This is a genomic window from Klebsiella sp. 18074 (assembly GCF_902705905.1).
Classification (GTDB): Bacteria; Pseudomonadota; Gammaproteobacteria; order Enterobacterales; family Enterobacteriaceae; genus Klebsiella; species Klebsiella terrigena.
The window spans coordinates 13,123-40,112 of the sequence record NZ_CACSIS010000012.1; the positions used below are offsets into that span (position 1 = coordinate 13,123).

23 protein-coding genes are annotated in these 26,990 nt (G+C 61.5%); 14 read left to right on the forward strand and 9 right to left on the reverse strand.

What is annotated here, in order from left to right; all coding sequences use genetic code 11:
* The first annotated feature begins 264 nt into the window (after positions 1–264).
* The 5 genes from GVK32_RS13300 to GVK32_RS13320 are packed head-to-tail and all read left to right on the forward strand — an operon-like array spanning position 265 to position 5,734.
* On the forward strand, positions 265–1,245 hold the full coding sequence (locus tag GVK32_RS13300) for a sugar ABC transporter substrate-binding protein (RefSeq protein WP_123706985.1): 981 nt from the start codon (positions 265–267) through the stop codon (positions 1,243–1,245).
* A gap of 44 nt (positions 1,246–1,289) precedes the next feature.
* Positions 1,290–2,795 carry a sugar ABC transporter ATP-binding protein gene (locus GVK32_RS13305; protein ID WP_200842875.1) on the forward strand — a complete coding sequence of 502 codons (1,506 nt, stop codon included), beginning with the start codon at positions 1,290–1,292 and terminating at the stop codon, positions 2,793–2,795.
* The gene (locus GVK32_RS13310; RefSeq protein WP_159868410.1) at positions 2,792–3,781 is read left to right on the forward strand and encodes an ABC transporter permease; all 990 of its coding nucleotides are present in this window, start codon (positions 2,792–2,794) and stop codon (positions 3,779–3,781) included. The genes GVK32_RS13305 and GVK32_RS13310 overlap by 4 nt, the downstream gene beginning before the upstream one ends.
* Complete coding sequence (locus tag GVK32_RS13315) at positions 3,778–4,779, forward strand: ABC transporter permease (RefSeq protein ID WP_159868413.1); 1,002 nt, start codon at positions 3,778–3,780, stop codon at positions 4,777–4,779. Before GVK32_RS13310 ends, GVK32_RS13315 begins: the two co-directional genes overlap by 4 nt.
* Positions 4,780–4,789: 10 nt before the next feature.
* Entirely contained in the window at positions 4,790–5,734 is a 945-nt protein-coding gene (locus GVK32_RS13320) for a carbohydrate kinase family protein (RefSeq protein WP_159868416.1), read from the forward strand.
* A gap of 15 nt (positions 5,735–5,749) precedes the next feature.
* Here GVK32_RS13320 and GVK32_RS13325 read toward each other — a convergent pair whose 3' ends face one another.
* The 4 genes from GVK32_RS13325 to GVK32_RS13340 form a co-directional block, all read right to left on the reverse strand.
* The gene (locus GVK32_RS13325; RefSeq protein WP_159868419.1) at positions 5,750–6,778 is read right to left on the reverse strand and encodes a 2-hydroxyacid dehydrogenase; all 1,029 of its coding nucleotides are present in this window, start codon (positions 6,776–6,778) and stop codon (positions 5,750–5,752) included.
* Positions 6,775–8,271, reverse strand: a complete 1,497-nt coding sequence (locus GVK32_RS13330) for an FGGY-family carbohydrate kinase (protein ID WP_159868422.1) — start codon at positions 8,269–8,271, stop codon at positions 6,775–6,777. Before GVK32_RS13330 ends, GVK32_RS13325 begins: the two co-directional genes overlap by 4 nt.
* A 25-nt stretch (positions 8,272–8,296) precedes the next feature.
* A complete protein-coding gene (locus GVK32_RS13335) occupies positions 8,297–8,908 on the reverse strand; it encodes a methylthioribulose 1-phosphate dehydratase (protein WP_159868424.1) in 612 nt (203 codons plus the stop codon).
* A 366-nt stretch (positions 8,909–9,274) separates the two neighbouring features.
* Entirely contained in the window at positions 9,275–10,324 is a 1,050-nt protein-coding gene (locus GVK32_RS13340; protein ID WP_159868427.1) for an NAD(P)-dependent alcohol dehydrogenase, read from the reverse strand.
* 103 nt (positions 10,325–10,427) lie between these two features.
* Here GVK32_RS13340 and GVK32_RS13345 point away from each other — a divergent pair, with 103 nt between their 5' ends.
* The 8 genes from GVK32_RS13345 to GVK32_RS13380 all read left to right on the forward strand — a co-directional run bounded on the left by GVK32_RS13345 (position 10,428) and on the right by GVK32_RS13380 (position 19,581).
* Positions 10,428–10,826 (forward strand): helix-turn-helix domain-containing protein, encoded by a 399-nt coding sequence (locus tag GVK32_RS13345; RefSeq protein WP_159868430.1) that lies wholly within the window; start codon positions 10,428–10,430, stop codon positions 10,824–10,826.
* Positions 10,827–11,021: 195 nt separating this feature from the next.
* Positions 11,022–12,284, forward strand: a complete 1,263-nt coding sequence (codB, locus tag GVK32_RS13350) for a cytosine permease (protein WP_159868433.1) — start codon at positions 11,022–11,024, stop codon at positions 12,282–12,284.
* Positions 12,285–12,286: 2 nt separating this feature from the next.
* On the forward strand, positions 12,287–13,522 hold the full coding sequence (locus GVK32_RS13355) for a PucR family transcriptional regulator ligand-binding domain-containing protein (protein ID WP_159868436.1): 1,236 nt from the start codon (positions 12,287–12,289) through the stop codon (positions 13,520–13,522).
* Positions 13,519–14,757, forward strand: a complete 1,239-nt coding sequence (gene codA / locus GVK32_RS13360; RefSeq protein WP_159868439.1) for a cytosine deaminase — start codon at positions 13,519–13,521, stop codon at positions 14,755–14,757. Before GVK32_RS13355 ends, codA begins: the two co-directional genes overlap by 4 nt.
* Positions 14,758–14,901: 144 nt before the next feature.
* Positions 14,902–15,891, forward strand: coding sequence for a LacI family DNA-binding transcriptional regulator (locus tag GVK32_RS13365; protein WP_159868442.1), 990 nt, complete (start codon positions 14,902–14,904; stop codon positions 15,889–15,891).
* Positions 15,892–16,010: 119 nt separating this feature from the next.
* On the forward strand, positions 16,011–16,820 hold the full coding sequence (locus tag GVK32_RS13370) for an inositol monophosphatase (protein WP_159868445.1): 810 nt from the start codon (positions 16,011–16,013) through the stop codon (positions 16,818–16,820).
* A gap of 111 nt (positions 16,821–16,931) precedes the next feature.
* Positions 16,932–18,287, forward strand: coding sequence for an MFS transporter (locus tag GVK32_RS13375; RefSeq protein ID WP_159868448.1), 1,356 nt, complete (start codon positions 16,932–16,934; stop codon positions 18,285–18,287).
* A gap of 25 nt (positions 18,288–18,312) precedes the next feature.
* The gene (locus tag GVK32_RS13380) at positions 18,313–19,581 is read left to right on the forward strand and encodes a histidine-type phosphatase (RefSeq protein WP_159868451.1); all 1,269 of its coding nucleotides are present in this window, start codon (positions 18,313–18,315) and stop codon (positions 19,579–19,581) included.
* A 40-nt stretch (positions 19,582–19,621) separates the two neighbouring features.
* On the opposite strand, the gene mtnA is transcribed toward GVK32_RS13380, so the two are convergent.
* Entirely contained in the window at positions 19,622–20,650 is a 1,029-nt protein-coding gene (gene mtnA, locus GVK32_RS13385; RefSeq protein WP_159868454.1) for an S-methyl-5-thioribose-1-phosphate isomerase, read from the reverse strand.
* 103 nt (positions 20,651–20,753) lie between these two features.
* On the opposite strand from mtnA, the gene mtnK reads away from it, so the two are divergent.
* Complete coding sequence (gene mtnK, locus GVK32_RS13390; RefSeq protein ID WP_159868457.1) at positions 20,754–21,953, forward strand: S-methyl-5-thioribose kinase; 1,200 nt, start codon at positions 20,754–20,756, stop codon at positions 21,951–21,953.
* A gap of 60 nt (positions 21,954–22,013) precedes the next feature.
* Here mtnK and GVK32_RS13395 read toward each other — a convergent pair whose 3' ends face one another.
* The 4 genes from GVK32_RS13395 to GVK32_RS13410 are packed head-to-tail and all read right to left on the reverse strand — an operon-like array spanning position 22,014 to position 26,850.
* Positions 22,014–23,258 carry an LVIVD repeat-containing protein gene (locus GVK32_RS13395; protein ID WP_159868460.1) on the reverse strand — a complete coding sequence of 415 codons (1,245 nt, stop codon included), beginning with the start codon at positions 23,256–23,258 and terminating at the stop codon, positions 22,014–22,016.
* 9 nt (positions 23,259–23,267) lie between these two features.
* Positions 23,268–24,332 carry a sugar ABC transporter substrate-binding protein gene (locus GVK32_RS13400; RefSeq protein ID WP_045854426.1) on the reverse strand — a complete coding sequence of 355 codons (1,065 nt, stop codon included), beginning with the start codon at positions 24,330–24,332 and terminating at the stop codon, positions 23,268–23,270.
* A gap of 20 nt (positions 24,333–24,352) precedes the next feature.
* Positions 24,353–25,351 (reverse strand): ABC transporter permease, encoded by a 999-nt coding sequence (locus GVK32_RS13405; protein WP_159868463.1) that lies wholly within the window; start codon positions 25,349–25,351, stop codon positions 24,353–24,355.
* Positions 25,348–26,850 carry a sugar ABC transporter ATP-binding protein gene (locus GVK32_RS13410; protein WP_159868466.1) on the reverse strand — a complete coding sequence of 501 codons (1,503 nt, stop codon included), beginning with the start codon at positions 26,848–26,850 and terminating at the stop codon, positions 25,348–25,350. Before GVK32_RS13410 ends, GVK32_RS13405 begins: the two co-directional genes overlap by 4 nt.
* Positions 26,851–26,990: the final 140 nt, after the last annotated feature.

A 26,990-nucleotide genomic window follows, 5' to 3' on the forward strand; every position in this document is an offset into this window, starting at 1 on the left:
CATAAATATAGCCATCATTAAGCAGCAATTACCGTTTACAATAAAAGTCAGCGCTTTTACCTTATACCCACAATATAAAAATGGCTTAATTTCACCATCATGAAATATTTTCAGGTTACAGCGGGTAAAATTAAGTTTCCCTGCCCTATTCCGTCGATATACCATTATTGGTATAACTTAGACATATTTTGTATTTGAGGTTGCGTGGTCGTTATTGTCATGCTACGAATCCGCAAACACCTTTATCACAGGACTATAATAAGAATGTCGCAGAGAATAAAATTACTGCCCGCTGCCCTGGGTCTGATGACGCTCGTCTCCGTCAGCGCCTCCGCCGCAGAGCCCCTGTCGCTGCAGGGGAAAACCATCGGCGTCGCCGTTGTCGGTACCCAGCACTTCTGGGATCGTGAAGCCTATAAAGGCGCCACCGCAGAGGTTGAAAAACTGGGTGGTAAAGTCATCGGCGTAGACGGCGGTCGTGATAATCAGGTACACGCCAATAACCACGATATTTTATTATCACGTAAGGTCGATGCCGTAATTAGTATTCTCGGCGACAGCGCCGTTGAACCTAAATTTAAAGCGCTGCGCGATGCCGGCATCCCGGTATTTACCGTAGACCACGTATCCAAATACTCCGTCAATAACACGACCTCCGACAACTACACCCTGGGTTCAACCATTGGCCGCTATATGGCCGATGAATTAGGCGGCAAAGGCAACGTTGCGGTATTTAATGCGTTCTCCAGCTCTCTGCGAATTTGCGGCATCCGCTACGACCAGTGGAAATATGTCCTTAAGGATTATCCGGATATTCATATTATTCAGCCGGAGCTGGCCGAACAGTTTGCCAACTCTCCGGAAGATGCGCGTAAGAAAACCCTCGAGCTGCTCAGCCAGTATCCGAAAGGCAAACTGGACGCTATCCACGTCGCCTGCTGGGATCAGCCGGCCATCGGGATCGTGCAGGCGCTGGAAGAGACCGGCCGCGATAAGGACGTGAAGGTCACCGCCATCGATGCCGGCCCGGAAACCCTGGAGATTATGGCCGAGCCCGGCAGCCCGTTCGTCGCTAACGTCGCCCAGCAGCCGCACCTGATTGGCCAGACGTCTGCCGACAACGTCGCGCACTACTTCGCTAAGCAGGCTCTGCCGCTGCAAACCTTTATTCCGGTGGTCCCGGTTAAGGGTCCGCAGGAAGCGAAAGCGGTCTACAAACAGCTGGGATATGGCGAACTGCAGTGATTAATCAACCCTTCGGCGGGGAGCGCCCCGCCGCTGGTCTGGTCATGCGCCAGATCGGCAAAAGCTTTGCCAACGTGACTGCATTAAATGCGGTCACGCTGCTTGTGAATCCCGGTGAAATTCACGGCCTGATCGGCGAAAACGGGGCTGGAAAATCCACCCTGATCAAGATCCTTGCCGGCGTGTACCAGGCCGATAGCGGCAGCGCCACCCTCGACGGCGCGCCGATCCCGTTCGGCAACCCTGCCGCCATCGAAGCGATGGGCATCCGGGTTATCCATCAGGAACTCAACCTGATCGCCCACTTCACGGTGGCCGAGTCCGTTTTTCTCGGCCAGGAGTATCACCACCGCTGGGGCGCGCTGGACAGAAAGCGCATGAACGCCGCCACCGAGGCCTTTTTCCGCGACAGCTGGCAGCTGAGCATTAACCCGCGACGGCTGATTCGCGATCTCAGCCTTGCCGAACGCAAGCTGGTGCAAATCGCCCGGGCGCTGATCGACGGCGCCGCGAAGCTGGTGGTGTTTGACGAGCCTACCGCGCCGCTGGAAGCGCAGGAGGCCAGCCTGGTCTCCTCGGCGATCCTGCGCCTGCGCGAGCAGGGGATCGCCATTCTCTATATTTCCCACTATCTGAACGAAATCGCCGCCCTCTGCGATCGCGGAACCGTGCTGCGCAACGGCGAGGTGGTGGGCTACCCTGACCGCTCGCTGCTGCAGGATACCGATGCGCTGATCAAAATGATGGTCGGCCGGGAAATCGAGCAGCTCTATACCCCGCGCCAGTCCGCACCGCCTGAAGCCGACGCCAGCGCCCCGCTGCTGTCGGTACGCGCGCTCGGCGACGGCCATCAGCTGCGCGACATTACCTTTGATATTCAGCCCGGCGAAATCGTCGGTATCGCCGGCCTGCTGGGCGCCGGGCGCGACGTGCTGGTTGACCTTCTCTATGGACTCAAGCGCGTGGACAGCGGCGTCATTAGCATCGACGGCCAACCGAAGCGCATCCGCACGCCGAAGCAGGCAATTCGCGCCGGCATGGCGCTGGTGCCCCGCGACCGCCGCCATCAGGGGCTGATCCTCCCCTTCTCCACCGCCGATAACATTAACCTGGCCTCCCTGTCGGACACCGCCACCCTCGGCTGGGAGCACCGGGGCCGGGCGCTGGAGAAAGCCCGCAGCTGGATTGAGCAGCTCTCTATCCGCCCCGGCCGCCCGGAGCTGCCGGTGCGCTTGATGAGCGGCGGCAACCAGCAAAAGGCGATTCTGGCCCGCTGGCTGGGCACCGATGCGCGGCTCTTTATTCTCGATGAACCGACCCTCGGAGTCGATATCGGCGCCCGCAGCGATATCTATCAGCGTACCCGCCAGCTGGCGGATCGCGGACGCGCGGTGCTGGTCTCCTCCAGCGATGCGCCGGAGCTGCTGGGATTATGCGATCGGATCCTCGTGATGTGGCGCGGCGAGCTGGTGGCGAATCTCACCACCCAGGGGCTGACGCTCGACGCCCTGCTGGCAACGATTAACGGTGGACAGGAACAACAGCTATGAGTACGGGTATCCAGCGCCGCGGCCTGCCGGGCATGACGACGCTTATTGAAAAATTTCCGCTGATCCTCTTCTTTGCCCTGCTGGTCTGGCTCAGCCTCCAGTCGCCCTTCTTTTTAAGCTGGCAGAATATCAGCATGATGCTGGTGCAGAGCGTGCCGCTGGCCATTCTCTGCTTCGGACTGGTTTGCGTGATTGCCGTCGGCGGCGATGACGTGGTCACCGGCGGGATCGACCTCTCGCTGCCCGCCATCGCGGTGCTCGGGGTCGCGCTTCTGAGCCTCGGCATGGTGGAGTGGCAGATCTCCTATCTGTGGCTCCTCCTCCTGCCGCTGGTGGTGTGCCTCGCCTGCGGGACGATCAACGCCGGGCTGGTGCTGGTCGCCGGGCTGCCGCCGCTGCTGGCAACGCTCTCAACCTCCGTCGCCTTTACCGGCCTGACCGATTTGCTCACCGGCCAGCGGCGCATTGCGGTCAGCGATCCACTGATGGTGGCTTTTCGCGACCAGACGCTGCTCGGCATTCCCTGGCCGCTGATCTACCTGCTGACGGTATTCGCCCTGTTCCAACTGCTGGTGCACCATTCGCGCTTCGGCCAGCATCTGCAGGCGGTCGGCGGGAACCGCGATATGGCGCAAATGAGCGGGCTTAACGTGCGCCGGCTGACGGTTTACGTCTGGCTGCTGGCCGGCATCGCCGCCGCTCTGGCAATCCTGCCGCTCTTAAGCCAGGGCTCGGGCAGCTCCAGCGGCACCGCCACGCCGCTGCTGCTGGAGACCGTGCTGGCAACCTTTATCGGCGCCGCCTTCTCGCGCCGGCGCGTCGTCACCATCTGGGGCGCGCTGCTTGGCGCGGTGCTGGTCAACGCTCTCTCCAACGGCCTCGGGCTGCTGGGGGTCAATATTTTCTGGATGGGCGCCATCAAAGGCACCCTGATCCTTATCGTGCTGGCGGCATCTGCGGTCAGGCATCAAGGAGGCAATCAATGAGCCAGCTGACGCTCAAATCCTCATCGCCGGGCCAGACCGCCGGCGGCCCGCTGGCCTATCTGTCGCGGGCGGGCTTCGGCGTTATCACCCTGCTGGCCATTGCCCTGTTCGGCTGGGCCAACCCGGTATTTCTGACCGTTGATAACTGGGCCAACCTGCTGCAGGGCAGCGCGATTCTGCTGATTGTGGCGATGGCGATGACCCTTATCGTCAGCGCCGGGGCCATCGATCTCTCGGTGGGCGTCGCGCTCGACTTTGGCGCCGCCTTTGCGCTGGTGGCCCTGAAAACCTGGCACCTACCGTGGCAGGCCGCGGTGGGCTACGCCCTGCTCGGCGGGACGATCATCGGTCTGCTGAACGCCTTTCTGATCCTGATTTGCCAGATCCGCCCCTTCCTTGCCACGCTCGGGACCTGGTTTATTGCCAGCAGCGCCGAGCGGATCTACACCGACGGCGGCGGCTCGATCTCCTATCGCCGGATGGCGCCGGAGTACCACGATCTCGCGGTAGGCAATATCGCCGGCATTCCGACGCCGGTGGTTATCGTGCTGGCTCTGTGGCTGGTGGCATGGCTGATTACCGAACGCACGCTTTTTGGCAAATACGTTCGCGCCATTGGCCAGAACGGGGAAGCGGCGCGGATCGCCGGGATCCGCGATCGGCTGACCATGCTATGGGTGCTGGTGGCGGCCTCCGCCATGTGCGCCATCGGCGGCGTGATCCTCTCCGCTAACCTGCGCCAGTTTACGCCGCTGGCCGGCCAGTCCTATCTGATGGATGCGATTGCCGCCGTCTTTATCGGCACCGCCTTTAACCGCCAGGGCCGGGCCAGCATCGCCGGTACCCTCGGCGGGGTGCTGTTCCTCGCGATTATTGATAACGGCCTGAACCTGATGGGTCTTAACTACCTGGTCAAAGACGCGCTGGTGGGCGTCATTCTGGTGGTCGCGCTGGCCCTCTCTTTCTGGCAGGCGCGTCTGCGTCAGCAGCATCGTTAACGGAGTATCTATGGCAGCCTTTGACGCCGTTTTTGTCGGCCTGACGATCCTTGATATCGCCGGCCGTCCGGTTCTCGACATCCCGCCCCGCGGCGGAGTGGCCTTTATCGAACAAATTCGCCTTAACCCGGCGGGCACCGCCGCGGGGGCGAATATCAACGCCGCGAAGCTCGGCGTTCGCACCGCCGCCGTCGCCTGCCTTGGCCACGATGAAAAGGCCGATTTTATTCTCGCCAGCTACGCGCGCCTGGGGATCGACTGCTCGATGATTCAGCGCACGACGCAAAAGGAAACCTCGGCAACCATCCTGCCCATCCGCCCGAACGGCGAGCGGCCCGCGCTGCACTGTCGCGGCGCCTCCGACGCCCTGTTCATCGACGAAGAGGCGTTTGCCTCGATTCTCGACTGCCGCTTTCTGCATCACGGCGGCACCGGGCTGCTGGCGGCAATGGACCAGGGCCAGAGCGCGCGGCTGCTGGCGGCCGCCAAAGCTCGCGGCGTCACCACCAGCTTCGACCTGATCGCCCCCAATGAGCGAACCCTGGATCTGCTGCGCCCGCTGCTGCCGTCGGTAGACTACTTTATGCCCTCGCTGGAGGAGGCCGCCTATCTCTCGGGACGCAGCGAGCCCGCCGGGATCGCCCGCTTCTTCTTCGACCTTGGCGTCGGGACCTGCATTTTGAAAGACGGCGCCAACGGCTCCTGGCTGCTGACCCGCGAGGGCCGCGTCGAGCATATCGCCCCGTGGCGCGTTGAGGCGGTGGACACCACCGGCTGCGGCGACAGCTACTGCGGCGGCTTTATTGCCGCGCTGGCCCGAGGGCTGAATGAAAAAGAGGCCTGCGAAGTGGCGTCAGCGGTGGCGGCGCTGGTGGCCACCGGCCTGGGATCGGATGCGGGCGTGGTCGACTGGGACCACACCCTGGCATTTATGGCCGCTAATCGGGCCGAATAGCCTGCAGCCCCGCGCTTAGCGCCACTGATACAGCAGCGGCTCACCGGCCGCATAGCGCTGGAGATCGGCGGCAATCATCGCCGTGTGCTTGCTGATGCTTTCGCGGGTCGCGCCGGCAATATGCGGCGTGATAATCACGTTAGCAAACTCGGTGACAAACGGGTGATCGCACCACAGCGGTTCGCGATGATAGACGTCCAGCCCCGCTCCGCCCAGCGGGCCGTGGCGCAGGGCGTAAATGAGCGCCTCCTCGTCAACCACCGCCGCGCGGGAAGTATTAATCAGCAGCGCGCCGGGCTTCATGCTGTTCAGCAGCGGTGCGTTCACCAGCCCGTCGCTGCCGGCGCCACTGCTCAGGTGCAGGCTGACGATATCAGCCTCGCGGAACAGCGCTTCGAGGGTGGTTTTCTGCAGACCCGGTTCGTTAATATCTTCGGCCGCCACGAACGGGTCCACCACCAGCACCGCCATGCCGAAAGCGCGGGCGATACGCGCCACCCGGCGACCAATATTGCCGTAGCCAATCAGCCCCAGCGTCTTATTGCGCAGCTCGCTGCCTTTAAACACCTCGTAGGGGCTCTGCGGGCTGACGTCCCACACCACGTCGCGGCGCAGCCCGGCCTGAGTCACCGCCGCCGCGTTGTCGGCGTGGGTAAATTCGCCGCGCTTCAGCGCCGCGTGCGCCTGCGGGATATGCCGCGCCAGGCTCAGCATCAGCCCAAGCGTCAGCTCCGCCGCGGCGTCGGCGTTGCGGCCCGGCGTATAGAGCACGCGGATGTCGCGCGCCGCAGCGGCTTTAACGTCGATATTAACCGGATTGGCGCGGGTACAGGCAATCACCTTCAGGCGCGGACAGGCGGCGATCACCTCTTCCGTGACGTCGTCGTAGCTGGTCACCAGCACGTCGGCATCGTGGGCCAGGTCGATCAGCTGGCCGGCGCTAAGCTTCGGCTTGCCCAGCGCCCATCCCTCAACCCGCAGCTCGCCCAGCTGCTGGAACGCCGTAAGATCGCCGGAGTGTTCGGCGGTAAAAACAATTTTCATTGGTCTGATTCCTGAGAAATACGTTGAAGCGCCTCCTGCCTGGCCTGCCAGACGGGCAGCATCTGTTCGCGCAGCAGGCGATAGACCGGATAGAGCGCGGCGTAGCGGGCGTGCGCCCGTGGATGTGGCTGATAGCGCGTCTGCTCCAGCTGCGGGTAGTGCGCAAGTCCGTCAACGCTGCGGGCTGCCAGAATCGCCGCCCCGCGGGCGCTGAGTTCGTTAAAGGTGCTGGAGACCACCGTTCTTCCGCTGCAGTCGGCAATAATCTGTAGCCAGGTCGCGGAGGCCGCGCCGCCGCCGGTCAGGTACAGTTCTCCGCCCTGCGGATAGCCCTGCAGCGAATCGACGATGGCGTAGGCCAGCCCCTCAAAGACCGCCCGCTGCAGCTCGGCGCGGGTGGTGTGCTGGCTGATGCCAAAGTAGCCGGCCCGCGCGTCCGGGCTATAAAACGGCGCGCGCTCGCCGTTCAGATAGGGCTGCCAGAACACGCCCCCGCTGCCCGGCTCGACGTCGGCAATCGCCTGCTCAAGCTGCTGGAGATCCGGGTTCAGGGAGATATGCTGCTGCAGCCAGTCAATATTTGGCGTCCCGGCCTGCATCGGGAAGAGGTTGATAAAGCTCCCCGCTTCGGTATGGGTGACGTAGCGCGTCGCCACGTTCACCGTCTGGCGACCGTGGCACACGATGCCGGTACAGCAGGTGGTGCCGAGGATCGTATAGATATCGCCGTCGTTCACCGCGCCGCAGCCAAGCGCCGCGCTGCACACGTCGAGCGCGCCGGCGGCCACCGGCGTGCCGGCCGCTAGTCCGGTCAGCACCGCCACCTCGTCGCGCAGGGTGCCGGCCTGCGCATCCGGCGCCAGCAGCGGCGGGAACAGGTGCTGCAGATCGGCAAGCCCCATTTCATTCAGCACCACCGCCGAGAGCTCCCCACTCTGCTGATTAAGCAGCGAGGTGCTGGCATCGGTGATATCCAGCGCCGCGACGCCGGTCAGGCGAAAGCGGATCCAGTCTTTGGCAAAAAACAGATAGCGCGCCGCAGCCAGCCGCTCCGGCTGATAGTGCCGCAGCCAGCATAGCTGCATGCTGGTATTGCAAGGCTGCAGGTGGGTGCCAGTCTCGGCAAAGAAGCGGCGATCGAAGTCCGGACGGCGCAGCAGAACGCTCATCAGCTCCCGGCTGCGGGTATCGCTCCACAGGATCCCCGGCCCGACCGGCTCGCCTTCGGCATCGCTTAGCCACACCCCTTCGCCCTGCCCGGCAAGGCCAATGGCCCTTAAGCGCCCGCCCTGCAGCTCCGGTCGTTGCGCAATCTGGCGCAAAATAGCGATCACCGACTGCCACAGCTGTGCCATATCCTGCTCGGCGTAGCCGTTAGCCGACAGACGCGGCCCGGTACTCTCCGCCGCGCTGGCCCGCGCCTGAAAATGTTCGTCAAACAGCACCGCCTTGACCCGCGAGGTGCCGATATCGATACCCAGATAAAAATCCATGCCTGACCCGATCGCCCGTTGAATATTAGTCGCGCTCGTAGCGGCGACGCATCAGCTCGCACTCGAACAGGAATTCCAGACCTTCCAGCTGACGACGCGCCTCGTTGATATCTTTACCCCAGCAGGTCAGGCCGTGGCCGCGCAGCAGGAAACCGTAACGCAGCGGGTTGGTCTGGGCGTAATCTTCAATGCGCGCCGCCAGGGCGTCGATATCCTGATCGTTATCGAAAATCGCCACCGGGACGGTGTCGAGATGGCTGTGCTGGCCGGTGAGGGTTTTTTGCATTTCATAGCCCTGCAGCGCCAGGGTGCCGCTTTTTTCAATACGCGACAGTACGGTGGCGTTGACGGTATGGACGTGCAGCACGACGTTAGCCTCCGGGAACAGGCGATACACCAGGGTATGCAGACCGGTTTCCGCCGAGGGCTTGCGCCCGGAAGGCGCGGTATTGCTGGCAATATCCACCTGCAGAAAATCTTCGCTGGTCAGGCTGCCCTTATCGCGTCCCGACTCGCTGAGCCAGCACCAGGTCTCATCCTGGCGCACGGACATATTGCCGCCGGTGGCCGGCGCCCAGCCTTTCGCGCCGATCCAATGACAGGTGGTGACCAGTTGCGCGAGTCTTTCTTGCCACATAGCAGTTCCTTAGTTTAGCGATGGTATTTGGAGAACCTTTACGCTCGGGGGATGCTGCTGCAGGCAGCGGCGTCGCTGCGCTGAGGCAAAACGGCCAGCAGGGTAACCCGAGATAAGGTTCTTTAGCCGTCTAAATGGCTATTTACCCGATACTAACACCGCTCGCTGGCGCGAACAATATTTCAGGAAAGACCGACATTGATAATGGTTATATCAGAAATGCATATGAAATTAGCAATTTCAACAACGATACAACCAGTTGTTTTCATGATACCAACATTACACGCTATGGGCTGCCGGTAGCGCGGAGGATCATTCTGCAAGAAAGAAACAGGATGCGCCCGCAGAAATCGGGCGCAGTGGCAATTAGAGCGCCGTGGCGGCCATATCAATCACAAAGCGGTATTTCACCTCTCCTTTCAGCATCCGGCTGAACGCCGCTTCAACCTCCTCGCCGCGAATCATCTCGATGTCAGCGGTAATGTTGTGCTGGCCGCAGAAATCCAGCATCTGCTGGGTCTCCTGGATGCTGCCGATGGAGGTGCCGCTGATGCTCAGGCGACGGAACACCAGCGGCGTGACATCCGGCGCTGGGTGAGGACTGTCGGGGATCCCCACCAGCACCAGTCGACCGTTGGTTTTCAGGGCCGCCAGATAGGGATCCAGGTCGTGCGGGGCGGCGACGCAATCAAGAATGATATCGAGGCTGGCGACACAGGCCGCCATCTGTGCGCTATCGCGGGAAATCACCACCCGACTTGCCCCCAGACGCCGCGCATCTTCGCCTTTTTCCGGCGAAGTGGTAAACAGCGTGACCTCCGCCCCCAGCGCGCCGGCCAGCTTGACCGCCATATGCCCCAGACCGCCAAGACCGATCACCCCGACCTGGTCTCCCGGCTTGACGTCAAAGTAGCGCAGCGGCGACCACAGGGTAACGCCGGCACACAGCAGCGGCGCAACACCGGCCGGGTCAAGATTCTCCGGCACGCTCACCACAAAGCGCTGGTCAACGACGATATTCTGCGCATATCCGCCACGAGTCAGCTCGCCGGTATAGCGGTCTGTGCCGTTATAGGTCGGCGTAAAGCCGCTGTCGCAATATTGCTCTTCATGCTGCTGGCAAAAGGCGCACTGACCACAGGAGTCGACCATGACGCCCACCCCCACCAGCTGGCCCGGCGTAAAGCGCGTTGCCGCCTTACCGCTCTGGCGAACCCGACCCACAATCTCGTGGCCCGGGACCAGCGGGTACTGGCTGACGCCCCATTCGTTGCGCGCCATATGCAGATCGGAGTGGCACACGCCGCAGTAGAGAATATCGATCAGCACATCGTTATCCTGAACGTCGCGCAGGGACATTTCCCCCACCCGCAGCGGCTGGTCGGCAGCGGTGGCCATCATTCCACGAATCTTCATCTTTACCTCAGGTCTGGCTGTAAAAAGGCCGCACACTATAGACATGAGGTTTCCATATTGGTAGTAGTTACCATTTGGTTACCATAAAACGAGAGGAGCAAAAATGCCGGTTATCGTCGAGGGGAAACTCTATTTCTATGCCGATTCCGCCCCGCGCAGGTTGATGGATCTTTTTTCGCTAAAGTGGTCCTCCATGGTGCTGCACGCGCTGTGGCACTGGCCGAACCATCGCTGCCGCACTGCTGAACTGCAGCGCAGCCTGCAGGGAATCTCAAAAAAGATGCTGATCCAGACCCTGCGCGAGCTGGAGATGCGCGGCTTGATTAGTCGCCATGTGTATCCGGTGGTGCCGCCAAAGGTGGAATATGCGCTGACCGAGTTGGGCAAAACCTTCGCCCAGCCGATTGAACAGATGTATCAGTGGGGACTGGAAAATCAGGCCGCGCTGGATGAGATGGAAGCGCATTACCGGGCGGCAGCGGAAAAAAACGCGTCGTCCTGAAAATACCCTTCGGCACTGCTCCATGGCGGTGCAAAACTTTGCACTGTGCACACTATTCTGGCAAACACCTGCGGGTTAATGGTTTTTTATGTGCATAGTGCACAGCGCATTGTGTTAACCCTGCCCCGATTTTATTGGCATACCTCTTGCTACCCCTCTGCATCGCCATTCGGATAGCCACTCAGAGGTTCCACTATGTCAAACAGCAATGATTTTCCGCTCGTCGAAGCGCCAGCGACCGGGCGCAAGGGCCTGTTTTCGATCTCCATGGTTCTGTTCAGCTTCACCTTTTTTACCGGCACGATGTTCGCAGGCGGCAAGCTTGGCGTCTCTTTTTCCATCGTAAACCTGCTGTGGATTGCGGTTATCGGTAACTTTCTGCTGGCCCTGTACGCCGCATCACTCGGCTGGATTGCCGCTCGGAGCGGGCTGAATACCGTGCTGATGGGGCGTTTTTGCTTCGGAGAAATCGGCAGCAAGCTCGCTGATTTTATTCTCGGCTTCGCCGAGCTGGGCTGGTACGCCTGGGGGACGGCAACGGTCGCTATCTCGCTGGTCAAAATCCTCGCCCTGCCCGAGGTCGCGACCATTCCGCTGATGATCCTGTTCGGGATCCTGTTCTGCGTGACCGCGCTGGTGGGCTATAAGGGGCTGGACGCGCTGTCGCGTATTTCGGTGCCGCTGATGTTTATTCTGCTGGTGGTGTCGATGTACCTTGCCGCCCATCACGCCGGCGGCTGGCAGGCGATGACCAAAATCGAACCGGGCGAAACCATGACCTGGTCGGCGGCCATCACCATGGTGTTTGGCACCTTCGCCAGCGGCGCGACCCAGGCGACGAACTGGACGCGGCTGGCTAACTCCAGCCGCACCGCCATCCTCGCCAGCATGGGCAGCTTCCTCGTCGGCAACGGGCTGATGATTGTCGCCGGGGCCTGGTGCGCCATCGTTTATCAGCAGGCCGATATCGTCGAAGTGCTGATTTTGCAGGGGCTCTCCGTCGCCGCGGTGGTGATGCTGTGCCTCAATCTGCTGACGATTCAGGGGCCGACCATCTATAACGTTTCTGCCGCCGCCTGCCATCTGCTGCGCAGCGAACGCCGCCGGACTCTGACCGTGGTCGCCGCCGGCGTCGGCATTCTGCTGGCCATTGGCGGGATGTACGAAATGCTGATCCCGTTCCTGGTTCTGCTGGGCAGCATCATCCCGCCCATCGGTGGCGTGATCCTCGCCGACTATTGGTTTTATCGCGGCGGACGCTATCCTCTGCTGCACACCGCCCGCCTGCCGCGCTTTAACTGGCTGGGGCTCGGCGCTTATGCCGTCGGCGCGCTGGTGGCTTACCTGTCGCCGTGGATTGCGCCGCTGGTAGGCATCTCCGTCTCCGCGCTGGTCTATATCGTCCTGACCCGCCTGAGCAAACGCCAGCCGGCGGCTGACACGGCGGCGGAGCAGTAGCCATGAGCCTGACGGTCAGCGAAATTCTCGCGCTTGATGGACTCTCGGCGATGCGGCTGCGCGCCGGGCACCAAGGGATCCAGCTGGCGGTGCGCTGGTACTACGTCGCGGAAAATGAAAATATCGCCGAGTGGATCATGGGCGGAGAGCTGGTGTTTATCACCGGGATCAATCATCCCCGCAGCGAGGAGAACCTGATCCACCTGCTGATGGAGGGCAAGCAGCGCGGGATCGCCGGCATGGTGATCCTCACCGGCGACGCCTATATCCAGGCGATCCCGCCGCGACTGATTGCCCTCGCCGACGAGCTGGGCATTCCGCTGATCGAACAGCCCTATCTGCTGAAAATGGTGATCGTCACCGAGCGCATCGGCACCGCGCTGGTGCGCAGCGAAAACGCGCTGCAGTCGCAGCGCGATATTCTGCTGCAGCTGTTAACCGGCGATTATCCCGACCTGCAGATCCTGCATCAGCGCGCGCTCCACCAGCAGCTGGATTTTACCCGCCCGCTGCGGGTGGCGGCGCTGCGCCTTGAGGGCATTCAGCGCCTGTTTCGCCAGTTTCCGCCGGAGCAGGCCGAAGCCTGGCTACAGCAGGCCCGCCGCACCGTGCACCAGCGGCTGCAACAGCAGCTTAACCAGCAGGGCAACCCCTTTCCGCTGGTGGAGCGCAGCAATATGTTTCTCTTCCTGCTCCCGGATGAGGAAGGCGAATTTTATCAGCAGAAAAAGTGGCTGCAGCAGTGGCTGCTTCAGCTTGCGGAAGGCGACGACGGGCTGTCGCTGCTGTGCGGCCTCTCCGCGCCGGTGCAGGAGCTGCAGGGCTACCCGCGGGCGCTGTCGCAGGCGCGCCAGGCGCTGGATCTCAGCGATACCCTGCGCCCGGCTCAGCGCATCAGCGACTATCAGCAACTGGGCTTTATCAAGCTGCTCTCCGCCGTCGGTGACCCCACGCTGCTGAGCGATTTTATGCACGACACCCTCGGCTGCCTGATTGAACCCGATCGCAAAAGCCCGTGGCTGCTCATGGAGACCCTGGAAACGCTGCTCCAGGAGAACGGCAACGTGATGAGGGCCGCCGAGCGGCTGGGCATTCACCGCAACACCCTGCATCAGCGCATTCAGCGTATTGAAAAGCTGACCCGCTATCCGGTCAGCCATCCGCAGTTTCATCTCAACGCCTCGGTCGCCCTGGCTATCTGGCGTATGTCGCAAAACCATTTACGGGAACAACCATGAAAATTATCAACGCGCGCCTGCGCCACAAAGAAGCGCTCTATTCCCTTGAGCTCCGGGACGGCGTGATTAAGAGCATCGCCCCCCAAACCGCCACTCTGGTGGCTGACGCCGGCGATATCAACGCGCAGCAAAAGCTGGTTATTCCGCCCTTCGTCGAGCCGCATATCCATCTTGACGCCACCCTAACGGCGGGCGAGCCGGAGTGGAATATGAGCGGTACCCTGTTTGAGGGCATCACCCGCTGGAGCCAGCGTAAAGCGAGCGTCACCGTGGAAGATACACGCCAGCGTGCGCTGAAAACCATCGGCATGCTGCGCGACAACGGCGTGCAGCACGTGCGTACCCACATCGACGTCACCGATCCTTCCCTGACGGCGCTGGAGGCGATGCTGGCGGTGAAAAAAGAGGCCGCCCATCTTATCGACCTGCAAATCGTCGCCTTTCCGCAGGAGGGGATCGAGTCGTTCCCCGGCGGACGAGAGCTGATGACCCGCGCCATCGAAATGGGCGCCGACGTGGTGGGCGGCATTCCGCACTACGAGAACACCCGCGACAAGGGCGTCAGCTCGCTGGTCTTCCTGATGGATCTGGCCCAGCGCCACGGCTGCCTGGTGGACGTGCACTGCGATGAGATCGATGACCCGCAGTCGCGCTTTCTGGAAGTGCTGGCGGAAGAGGCTCGGGTACGCGACATGGGCGCGCAGGTCACCGCCAGCCACACCTGCGCGATGGGCTCCTACGATAATGCCTACTGCTCGAAGCTGTTCCGCCTGCTCAAGGCCTCGGGCATCAACTTTATCTCCTGCCCCACCGAAAGCATCCACCTGCAGGGGCGCTTCGACGGCTGGCCAAAACGCCGCGGCGTGACGCGGGTGGCGGAGCTGGACCGCGCCGGGATTAACGTCTGCTTTGCCCAGGACTCCATTCAGGACCCGTGGTACCCGCTGGGCAACGGCAACATCATGCGCATCCTCGACGCCGGGCTGCACATCTGCCACATGCTGGGGTATGAAGATTTGCAGCGCTGCCTCGATTTGATTACCGATAACAGCGCCCGGGCGCTGTGCCTCGGCGATAACTACGGCATCGCCGAAGGCCGCCCGGCGAACCTGCTGATCCTCGATGCGGAAAATGACTATGACGCCGTGCGGCGTCAGGCCAAAGTGCTGACCTCCATCCGCCACGGCAAAATTATCCTGCAGCGCCAGCCGGAGCAGATCAACTATCCGGCATAAGCCGCAGGTGACGCGGCGTGCATAGCGCGTCACCCCCCCTGCTCGCTCAGGGATTTCTGTGGTACCTTCTTACTACTTTTGCGCGCCGACGATGGGTTCCGGAGTCGGCGCTGGCTCCCTGAGAACAACCCGTACCCGGACACTATGAGCGAAAAAAAATGGATTAAGGCTGAGGACGTGGCCAGGCTTGCCGGCGTCTCCCGCTCCGCCGTCTCCCGGACCTTTACTCCCGGAGCGTCGGTGGCGGACAAAACGCGGCAGAAAGTTCTCGCCGCGGCGGAGGAGCTGGGCTACCAGGTCAATATTATCGCCCGCACGATGATCACCGGCAGCAGCAACTTTATCGGCATCGTCACCGCCGGTTTTGATAACCCTTTTCGCAGCAAGCTGCTCGCTCCGCTGGTGCATCAGCTGGCGCTCAACGGCTTTATGCCCCTGCTGATGAACGCCGACGATCCGCAGCAGCTGGCCCCTTCGCTAAAACAGCTCCTGAGCTATCACGTGGCCGGAGTGATCATCACCTCCGGCGCGCCGCCGCTGTCGCTGGCGGAGGAGTACCTGGAACGCAAAATCCCCGTCACCTTGATTAACCGTCATGCCGAACTCGCCGGCTGTGACCGGGTTTCCAGCGATAACGCGCAGGGGGCGAAGCTGGTCGCGGATCTGTTTAGCCACCGCCGCTGGCAGCAGGTCGGCTTTCTTGGCGAAGACGGCGAAAACTTCAGCACCCGCCAGCGCTACGAGGCGTTTATCGCCCACGCAGGGGGAATGCAGGTCAGCGCGCACTTCTGCGCCAGCGCCGGCTATCAGGCCGGCTTTGATGCCGCCGGGCGGCTGCTGCTGGATAATCCCGGCCTGCAGGCGCTGTTCTGCGCCACCGATATGCTGGCCCTTGGGGCGCTGGACGGCCTGCGCGCCGCCAAATCGGGCGCCCCGCTCCCGGCCGTTATCGGCTTCGATGATATTCCCCAGGCCGCCTGGCAACCCTATCAACTCTCGACAATTCAGCAGAATACGGAGCTGCTGGCGCATCACGCCGTCGAGATGCTGGTAACCCGCATAGCCAGGTTCGATCTCCCGTCCCGCCACCGGGAAGTGCCGGTGAAATTAATTATTCGCGAAAGCACAAAATGAAAAATTCATTTTATGCCAAAGCGATCACAGAATAATCTGCCGTTCCCCGCCACACTCACTTTGCCTTTCGGGGCTCTTTTTTTATCACTGATTGCACACGTGTGCAAAACGGAGGAAACATGACATCACTGGAATCAGACCCGCTGCACGCCCGCTATCTCTTCGCCTGTGAACTGGCAAAAGCTGGCGCCGAGCTGGCCTTTCGCTTCTATCAGCAGCGCGGCAGCCTCGCGGTCGATCACAAGGGCCACGACCTGCAGGACGTGGTGAGCATCGCCGATAAGCAGGTCGAAGAGTTTGTTAAGCAGCAAATTGTGAACGCTTTCCCGCAGGACGGCTTTCTCGGCGAAGAGAGCGGCGCGCAGCTGCCGGAAGCGCCCATTCTGTGGGTAGTAGACCCGATTGACGGCACCAGTTGCTTTCTTAACGGCCTGCACACCTGGTGCCTGTCGCTGGCTATCGTGGCCGACGGCGAACCGGTAATCGGGGTGGTTTATGACCCCAACCATCAGGAAATATTTCATGCCCTGAAGGGGCACGGCGCGTGGCTCAACGAGACGCCGATTGCCCCCCATTCGGCCGAAACGGTCAAAGAGGGCGTGATGGGCGTGGGAACATCCCACCGCGTCACGCCGGCGGACTTCCTGCCGTTCCTCGACGCGCTGCTCAGCGATGGCGGCATGTTTGTGCGCAACGGGTCCGGCGCCCTGATGAGCGCCTGGGCGGCGGCCGGACGCTTAATCGGCTATTACGAACCGCACATGAACCCGTGGGATGCCCTGCCCGGGCTGGTGCTGATGCGCGAGGCGGGGGGGCAGACGAATGATTACCTCGCCAATGACGGCATCATCAACGGCAGCCCGCTGCTGCTGGCCGGCAAAACGCTCTACCCGCAGTTAAAAAACATGCTTCGGCAACCGTTACACTAACCCGCTAAGGGTCAGGCTTTATCTGATTATGTACCCTACATAGCAACGATAATTCAGTTCAAGGACGAAGCACATTAATCAGTCGGGCCTCCCACCTTCGGAGATCACACCATGTCTGGATTTTTTGCTTTTTTTCGCGCGACGCCGCCCAAAGCCGTCGCTCCGTTCAGCGAGCAGCGCTTTCGCTTTGTGCGCTGGCAAACGTTTCTGGCGATGACGGTCGCCTACGTGACGTTTTACGTCTGCCGCCTGTCGTTTACCGTTGCTAAAAGCGCGCTCGTTGAGCTCGGTATTACACCCACCGAGCTCGGGATGATCGGCTCGGCGCTCTTTTTCAGCTACGCCATCGGCAAGCTGGTTAACGGGTTTATTGCCGATCATGCCAACGTAGTGCGCTATATGAGCCTCGGCCTGCTGCTCAGCGCCGGGATGAATCTGCTGATGGGGATGACCACCAACGCCCTGCTGCTGGCGATCTTCTGGGGGATCAACGGCTGGGCGCAATCCATGGGCGTCGGCCCCTGCGCCGTCTCTCTGGCGCGCTGGTACGGTTGTAAAGAGCGCGGGACGTTCTACGCCATCTGGTCAACGGCGCATAATATTGGCGAAGCCATGACCTATATGGTGATCGCAGCGGTCATTGCCGGCTTTGGCTGGCAGATGGGCTACCTGTCAACGGCGGCCCTCGGCGCCGCAGGCGTCGTGCTGATGCTGCTGTTTATGCGCGACTCGCCGCAAAGCTGCGGTTTTCCGCCAATCAACATCATTCGCGATGAGCCGCAGCAGGAGGAAGTGGGCGGTTCGGTGTTTAAAAACCAGCTGTTCGCCATGCGCAACCCGGCGCTATGGACGCTGGCGCTGGCCTCGGCGTTTATGTATATCGATCGCTACGCGGTGAACTCGTGGGGGATCTTCTTCCTGCAGCAGGATAAGGCCTATTCGACCATTGAGGCCTCCGGGATCATTGGCGTCAACGCTATCGCCGGCATTGCCGGGACCATTATCGCCGGGATGCTCTCCGACCGTTTCTTCCCCCGAAACCGCAGCGTGATGGCCGGCTTTATCAGCCTGCTGAACACCGCCGGATTCGCCCTGATGCTGTGGTCAGCCCACAGCTACGTCACGGATATTCTGGCGATGATTATTTTTGGGGCGACCATCGGAGCCTTAACCTGCTTCCTCGGCGGGCTGATTGCCGTCGATATCTCGTCGCGCAAAGCGGCCGGCGCCGCCCTCGGAACCATTGGCATCGCCAGCTACGCCGGCGCCGGTCTGGGCGAGTTTCTGACCGGGATCATTATTGATAAAACGGCGGTCATCGAAAACGGCACTACGCTGTATAATTTCAGCACGCTATCGCAATTCTGGGTGGCGACCGGCCTGGTTTCCGCCCTGTTCTGCTTTGTGACCGCCGCCATCGTGGCCCGTCGCCACGCCGCGGAACAGCAGATATCGCTGCCATCATAACCCAATAATTTATAAGGAATATTCTATGATGACGACACGCCATCAGGTATTGTTGCGCCTGTTTATCACCTGCGCCGTCGCGTTCGGCGCGGGGCAAACCTGTGCCGCCGATCGCTACCAGCTGGAAAAAGTGGTTGAGCTCAGTCGCCACGGGATCCGCCCGCCAACGGCGGGCAACCGCGAAGCCATCGAGGCCGCCACCCAACGCCCGTGGACGCAGTGGACAACCCGCGACGGGGAATTAACCGGCCACGGCTACGCGGCGGTCGTGAAAAAAGGCCGGGCCGAGGGCGCGCACTACCGCGCGCTCGGGCTGCTGAGCGCCGGCTGCCCGACTCCGGGCGACATCTACGTCCGCGCCAGCCCGCTGCAGCGCACGCGAGCCACCGCTGAGGCCCTGGTTGACGGCGCGTTTCCGGGATGCGGGACGCGCGTTCACCACGTCGCCGGCGACGCTGACCCGCTGTTCCAGACCGACCGGTTCGCGGCAACCCGGACCGATCCCTCCCGGCAGCTGGCGGAGGTGCAAAAAAAAGCCGGCGACCTGGCGCTGCGCCGCCGGGCCCTGGAGCCCACCATCCAGCTGTTGAAAAACGCCGTCTGCATCGCCGACAGGCCCTGCCCGGTCTTTGACCAGCCCTGGCAGGTTAAGCAGGGGAAAAGCGGTAAAGTCTCAATTGTAGGACTTAGCGTGATGGCTAATATGGTCGAAACGCTGCGCCTCGGCTGGAGCGAAAACCTGCCGCTCAGCCAGCTGGCGTGGGGAAACATTACCCGATCCGCGCAGATTAGCGCCCTGCTGCCGCTGCTGACGGCAAACTACGATCTGAGCAACGACGTTTTCTATACGGCGCAAAAGCGCGGTTCAATCCTGCTGAATGCGATGCTGCAAGGCGTCGAGGAGGGCGCTAAGCCGGACGTTCGCTGGCTGCTGCTGGTAGCTCACGATACCAATATTGCGATGGTGCGCACGCTGATGGCGTTTAGCTGGCAGCTGCCGGGCTACAGCCGGGGGAATATCCCGCCGGGCAGCAGCCTGGTGCTTGAACGCTGGCGCGATGCGAGTAACGGCGAACGCTATCTCCGGGTCTATTTCCAGGCGCAAAGTCTCGACGACCTGCGCCACCTGCAGGCGCCGGATCGGCAGCATCCGCTGCTGCGCCAGGAGTGGAGCCAGCCGGGATGCCGGCTCACGCAAGTGGGTACGCTATGTCCCTACCGGCAGGCGCTTGCTGCCTTAGGCAAAAACGTTGACCGGCAGTCGGCCAGCGCGGTAAGCCTCGAGTTACCCTAAGCCAACCGCGAAGCGATGGGGCATCGCTTCGCCTTTTTCCCTAGCCAGCGCTGGGCGCAAATGCGCCGGCCGCTACCTGTTCTTGGGTAACGACGCCGCTGTCCAGCACCCAGCCGCTGATTAATGCCGCCGGCGTGACGTCAAACGCCGGGTTATAAACCGACGCATCCGCCGGCGCCCACTGCACCGCGCCGAAGCTGCCGGCCACCCCGGTCACCTCCGCCGCCGCGCGCTGCTCAATAGGAATAGCCTCGCCGTTTGGACAGCGGCGGTCGAGGGTGGTTTGCGGCGCGGCGACGTAGAACGGAATACCGTGATATTTCGCCAGCACCGCCAGCGAATAGGTACCGATTTTGTTCGCCACGTCGCCGTTGGCGGCAATGCGATCGGCGCCAACCCACACCGCGTCGACCTGCCCTTTAGCCATCAGGCTGGCGGCCATCGAATCGGTAATCAGCTGATAGGGCACCCCCAGCTCGCCCAGTTCCCAGGCGGTCAGGCGGCCGCCCTGCAGCAGCGGGCGCGTCTCGTCGACCCACACGTTGTCCACCAGGCCGCGCTGATGGGCCAGCGCAATCACCCCTAACGCCGTGCCCACTCCGGCCGTCGCCAGGCCGCCGGTGTTGCAGTGGGTCAACAGGCGGCTGCCCGCTTTGACCAGGCTCACGCCGGTTTCCGCGATGCTGGCGCACAGCTGCTTATCTTCCTCAATCAGGCGCAGCGCCTCCTCTTCGAGGGCCGGAATATAGTTTTCCTCAGCCAGCACCAGCTTCATGCGATCGAGGTTATTCATCAGGTTAACCGCCGTCGGACGCGCGGCGCGCAGCGTATCCAGCGCCTGCGATAGCTCATCGCGGGTCAGGCCGCGCTGCGCCAAAAGCGCTAACAGCAGACTGGCAGAAAGACCGATTAACGGCGCCCCGCGCACCCGCAGAGCGTGAATATGGTCAACCAGTAACGGGACGTTATCTGCCGCCAGCCAGCGTTTTTCCTGCGGCAATGCCTGCTGGTCAAGAATAAAAAGCTGATTTTCGCTTACCCGCAGGCTGGTGGTCTGTAGTGTCTGCATGTCGTTAAATCCCTGTTGCGTTGTTGTATCACATTGTGTCAGGATGGAATCCAGAAGTATAGACGTCTGAACGGCTTAATCAGAACTTTTGAGGATCGAGGCAATGTCGCAATACCATACCTTCACGGCCAGCGATGCGGTGGCTTATGCACAACAATTTGGCGGTATCGATAACCCGTCGGAACTGGTGTCCGCGCAGGAAGTGGGTGACGGTAACCTCAACCTGGTATTTAAAATTTTTGATATCCAAGGCGTGAGCCGCATTGTGGTTAAGCAGGCGCTGCCCTACGTCCGCTGCGTCGGGGAGTCCTGGCCGCTGACGCTCGACCGCGCCCGGCTCGAGGCGCAGACGCTGGTCAGCCACTATCAGCATTGCCCGCAGCATACGGTGAAAATTCACCATTTCGATCCCGAGCTGGCGGTGATGGTGATGGAAGATCTTTCCGATCATCGCATCTGGCGCGGCGAGCTTATCGCCAACGTTTACTATCCGCAGGCGGCGAGCCAGCTGGGGGAATATCTCGCCCAGGCGCTGTTCCATACCAGCGATTTTTACCTCCATCCCCATGATAAAAAAGCCCAGGTCGCGCGGTTTATTAACCCGGAGATGTGTGAAATAACCGAAGACCTGTTCTTCAACGACCCCTACCAGGTGCATGAGCGCAACAGCTATCCGCCAGCGCTGGAGGACGATATTGCCGCCCTGCGCCACGATAGCCAGCTCAGGCTGGCGGTGGCCTCGCTCAAGCACCGCTTCTTCTCGCAGGCGGAAGCGCTGCTGCACGGCGATATCCACAGCGGCTCCATTTTCGTTGCCGAAGGCAGCTTTAAAGCCATCGACGCCGAGTTCGGCTATTTCGGCCCGATCGGCTTTGATATCGGCACCGCCATCGGCAACCTGCTGCTCAACTACTGCGGCCTGCCGGGCCATCTGGGCATTCGCGACGCCGCCGCCGCGCGCGAACAGCGGCTGAACGATATTCAGGCGCTGTGGACAACCTTTGCCGAGCGCTTCCAGGCGCTGGCGGCGGAGAAGAGCCGCGATGCGGCGCTGGCTTATCCCGGCTATGCCTCGGCATTCCTGAAAAAAGTGTGGGCGGACGCGATTGGCTTCTGCGGAACCGAGCTGATTCGCCGCAGCGTCGGCCTGTCGCACGTTGCCGATATCGACAGCATTGAGGATGAGGCCATGCGCCACGAGTGCCTGCGCCACGCGATTTCGCTCGGCAAAGCGCTGATCGTGATTGCCGAACGCGTCGACGGCGTCGACGAGCTGATCGCCCGCATTCGCCAGTACGGCTAAGCCGTTCCCCGTTAGTTCCCGGGCAGTGCGCTGCCCGGGCTCTCCATTCACCGCCCTTCCCTACCCCAAATACTCGATCACCGACAGCCCGCCGTTATAGTCGGTGCTGTAGATAATCCCCTGCGCGTCAACGAACACGTCGCAGGACTGGATCACCTGCGGGCGGCCCGGGCGGGTATCCATCATCTTCGCCGGCGCCGCGGGCACCAGCGCCCCGGTTTCTACCGGCCGGTAGGGGTCGGAGATGTCGTAGGCCCGCACCCCCGCATTTTGGTAAGTGGCGAAAATCAGCGTCGAGCTGACAAAGCTTCCGGGGCGGTTCTCATGTAGATTATGCGGGCCAAAATGCGCCCCTTTCGCCACATAGTCCTCCTCCCGCGGCTGCGGGAAGGTCGAAATGCTGACCGGATTCGCCGGTTCGCGGATATCGAACAGCCAGATCAGCTTCTCGCCATCCTGCTGGTTGTCGAGCACCGCTTCGTCAAGCACCACCAGCAAATCGCGATCCGGCAGCGGCAGCGCGGTATGGGTGCCGCCGCCAAACGGCGGGCTCCAGTTGCGGTGGCTAATCAGCTTCGGCTGGGTGCGATCCTTGACGTCAAGTAGGGTCAGTCCGCCGTCGCGCCAGCTGCCGTAGGCGGTATTTCCAGCGATAATCGCGTGATGCAGGGCGTAACGTTTCCCCTGCGGCCAGCTCGCCGTCTCCCCTGCCGTCTGGTTCATACCCGGCAGCCACCAGCGCCCGGCGACCTGCGGGTTGCGCGGATCGGCGAGATCGATAGTCAGGAAGATATAGTCGCTAAAACCGTCGATCAGCGCGGAAACGTAGGCCCAACGGCCACCAACGTACCAGATTCGATGAATGCCGATCCCGTCGAGCGACAGAAAGCTGATTTCCCGCGGCTTATCGGCAACGGAGATATCAAAAATACGCAGCCCGGCGCTCCAGCCTTTCTCCTGCACGTCGCTGACCGTCTCCCCCACCGAGCGGGTGTAGTAGACCTTCTCGTCGGCGAAGCGGGCATCGGCAAAGAGATCCCGGGCGTTGATCACCAGCAGCAGGTCGTCGTGCGCCTGCAGGTGCACGTTCCAGGTACCGGGCGGCGCGGCAACGTAGTTCACGGCTTTGGGGTTTTTCGGATCGCGAACGTCCACCACCGAAAAACCCTGGGACACCATGTGGCCGATATAGGCAAAACCACGATGCACCATCAGCTGAACGCCGTCCGGGCGTCCGCCCTGATCGCTATGCCCAATCAGCCGCATATTGCGGCTGTAGTCGGGGCGCGGGAGTTCCGTCGCCATACCTGCTCCTTACTTGTTTTTGGCTTCCAGGGTGGCGAACCACGGGGCGATAAAGTCTTCGGTCTGGCCCCAGCCCGGAATGATTTTGCCAAGCGACGCCACGTTCACCGCCCCCGGCTGCGCGGCCAGCAGCGCCTGAGGAATTGCCGCAGCTTTAAAATCGTAGGTCGCAGGCGTCGGCTCCCCGGCAATCTTGTTGGCCACCAGGCGCACGTTGGTCGCCCCGATAAGCTTCGGATCGACGGCCACGCTCACCTTCCACGGGCTGCCGGATTCGCGCATCAGCTGAAGATCCTGGTTAGAGATATCAATGCTGTAGAGCTTAATTTCGGTGCGCCCGTTCTCTTTGAGCGCCTTATAGGCGCCCTGGCTGAAGGCGTCCCATGTGCCCCAGATCGCGTCAATTTTGCCTTTCGGGTATTTCGCGAGGATCGCCCCGACCTTGTTGGCGGTATCGCCCTGTACGTCGGAGGAGACGGCGCCGATCGACTCCAGCTCTTTGATGCCAGGGTTCTGCTTGAGCAGCGCCTGGTAAGCTACCTGACGGCGCTCCATAGGCGGGAAGCCGGCGACCCACAGCTTGATAATGTTGGCTTTGCCGTTGAAATCTTTCACCAGTTGACCAAAGGAGAGATCGGTCAGGGAGGCGTCATCCTGCTGGGTCACGGTCACGCCCGGGATCTCGCCGCTGACGGCGGTATCAAATACCGCGACCTTAATCCCGGCGTCCACCGCCTTTTTCACCAGCGCGGTCGAGTAGGGATCGCGCCCCTGGGAGAGAATAATGCCGTCATATTTCTGGCTGATGGCCTGATTGACGAAGTCCTGGAATTTCGCGTCGTCGCCGTTGCTCAGGAAGGTGCTCATTTTAAAGCCGAGCTTCTTGCCTTCCTGGATAGCCCCGGACACAAACTGGGTGGTGTTATCATCGGAACCCAGGTTGCGGATCACCGCAATACGGATCGGCCCGTTATGTTCAGCGATAGCCGCCGGCACCGGCGTTGGCGTCTCAGCATAGGCGGCTACGGAGTTGAGCAGCCCCAGCGCGATAAGAGAAAGCGTTATTTTTTTCATCATGTTTACCCTGTTTATAATTAGGTGCGGCGCTGAAAATAGGTCAGTGCTAACGCGCCAGCCAGCACCAGCCCTTTAATAATGTCCATTGCGTAGTACGGAACCGAGAGCATCACCAGGCCGTTAGAGAGCACCCCAAGGATCACCGCCCCCACCAGCGTGCCCAGCGCGTTCGGTTTGCCCGAGCCCGCCAGCGAGAAGCCGATCCACGCCGCTGCCACCGCGTCCATCAGGTAACCGCCGCCGGCGTTAACCTGGGAGGAGCCGATGCGCGACGCCAGCAGAATGCCGCCGAGGCCCGCCAGCAGCGAGGCGATAACGTACGCCGCCACCTTGTAGCGAGTGATGCGCAGGCCGGAAAGACGCGCGGCCTCCGGGTTGCCGCCGATGGCGTACATCCTCCGGCCGTGGGTGGTGAAAGAGAGCGCCAGCTGGGCAACCACGGTCACCGCCAGCATAATGATGACAATCGTCGGAACCTGCCCCAGCAGGCCGAACGCCGCCGGAATGCTCCCTTCCGCCATCTCGCCGCTCGGCAGCACCATGTTCTCGGTAATCGAGCCGCCGTAGCTGTAGGTCATCGCCACGCCCTGGATCACGAACAGGCTGGCGAGGGTCGCGAGCATATCGGGAATGCGCAGCACCACGATCAGAAAGGCGTTAAACAGCCCCACCAGGGTGCACAGCGCCAGGGTGACCAGAATCGCCTCGGTGGTGCTAAACCCGTGCCAGACGAACAGCGAAATCACCAGCGCGTTCGCCAGCGAAGCGGTCGAGCCGACCGACAGGTCGAATCCGCCGATGGTGAGCGAAATCGACACCCCGATGGCGATCACCGTCACAATGGCAATCGAGCGCAAGATGTTGATGATGTTGAACGGGTCGAGGAAGTTATCCGATGCGAGGCCAAAAACGGCGATCAGCAGCACAACGGTCAGCAACATGCCCCATTTGTAGAGAAAATCGAAAAATCGCTGACGGCTCGATGCCGTCGCGGTAGCGGTCAGGGCCTTGCTCACGCTGCTGCTCCTCCGGTGGAGTAATAAAGTAGGGTCTCTTCGCGGGCCTCTGCGCCCGCTATTTCTGCCACAATGCGGCCATCCCACAGCACGCAAATACGGTCGCACAAACCAACCAGCTCCGAGAATTCGCCCGAGGCGTAGATCACCCCTTTGCCTTCTCGCGCCAGTCCGTCGATTAAATTGAACAGGTCGGTCTTTGCCTTCACGTCAACGCCTTTAGTCGGCTCATCAAAAATCAGCACGTTGGCGCTACCGCGCAGCCATTTACCGATGGCCACCTTCTGCTGATTACCGCCGGAGAGACGACGCAGCGTCTGGCCTGGGCCGGTGGTGCGAATACCGATCCGGGCCACCACCTCCTCCGCCCAGCGCCACGCCTGACGATGGCCAAACAGGCTCCAGCGCGAAAAGCTGCTATCGGCGCTCACCGCGAGGTTCATGGCGATAGGCTCTTCGATAAAAATCCCCTCCTTGCGCCGCTCCTCTGGCACCAGCGCCAGCCCGCGGGCGACGGAGTCCGCCGGGTCGCGCGGGCGCCACGGCTGGCTATTCAGCTCGCCGCGCGTCAGACGGCTTTTACTGGCGCCGAATAGCGCCTTACACAGTTCGGTTTTACCGGCTCCCGCCAGCCCGGCGATGCCGAGAATTTCGCCTTTGCGCAGGCGCAGAGAGATATCCTGCAACAGCCCCTCGTCGTGCAGCCCTTCCACCTGGAGCAGCACCTCTTCCCCGTGCGGCGGGCGCTTCGGCGGAAAGATATCGCTGAGCTCATGGCCGAGCATCTTTTCCACGATCTGCTCGCCGCTGAGCTCCGCCATCGGGCCGCTTTCGATCAGCCGTCCGTCGCGCAGCACCGTTAGGGTGTCGCAAATGGCCTTCAGCTCGTGAATGCGGTGCGAGATAAACACTACGCCGATACCCTGCTGCTGCAGGCGGCGCACCACGGTAAACAGGCGTTCGCTTTCGTGGCGATCCAGCGGCGCGGTCGGTTCATCAAGGATCAGAAAGCGGCAGTGGTGCGACAGGGCCCGCGCCAGCAGGATTTGCTGCTTCTCGGCCAGAGAGCAGCTGTCGATAGAGCGCCGCACGTCAAGAACGATATCCAGCTGGGCCAGCGCGACCCGGGCCTGCTCGCGGACCCGCCGCCAGCTAAAGCCCTGGCCCGGCAGCGCCAGCCGGTCCAGCATAATGTTCTCGGCAATGCTCAGGCCCGGCACCAGCGCCACGTCGACCTCCTGCTGCACGAGGTGAATGCCAAGCTGCTTTGCATCGCGCGGAGAACGAATATTGACCGGCTGATTATTGATGACAATCTCGCCCTCGTAATGCGCGTGCGTGCCGCAGAGCACCGCCATCAGCGTCGATTTTCCCGCGCCGTTGGCGCCGGTCAGCGCGTGCACGGTTCCCCCTTTGAGGGAAAACGCCACGTTGCTCAGCGCCCGAAAGCCGGAAAAGGCCAGGTTAATGTTGTGCATCTCGAGGCGATTGGCTGTCATCCCCTGCTACCCTTTACGATTAATATTCTGATTTAACGAATTTTTCACAGCCGTCCTTGACTGACAACTGCGTAAAAGGCATAAGATAAAACGAAATAATATTAGCCATCCGGATGTCCAGACATAACATCAGGTTAGCG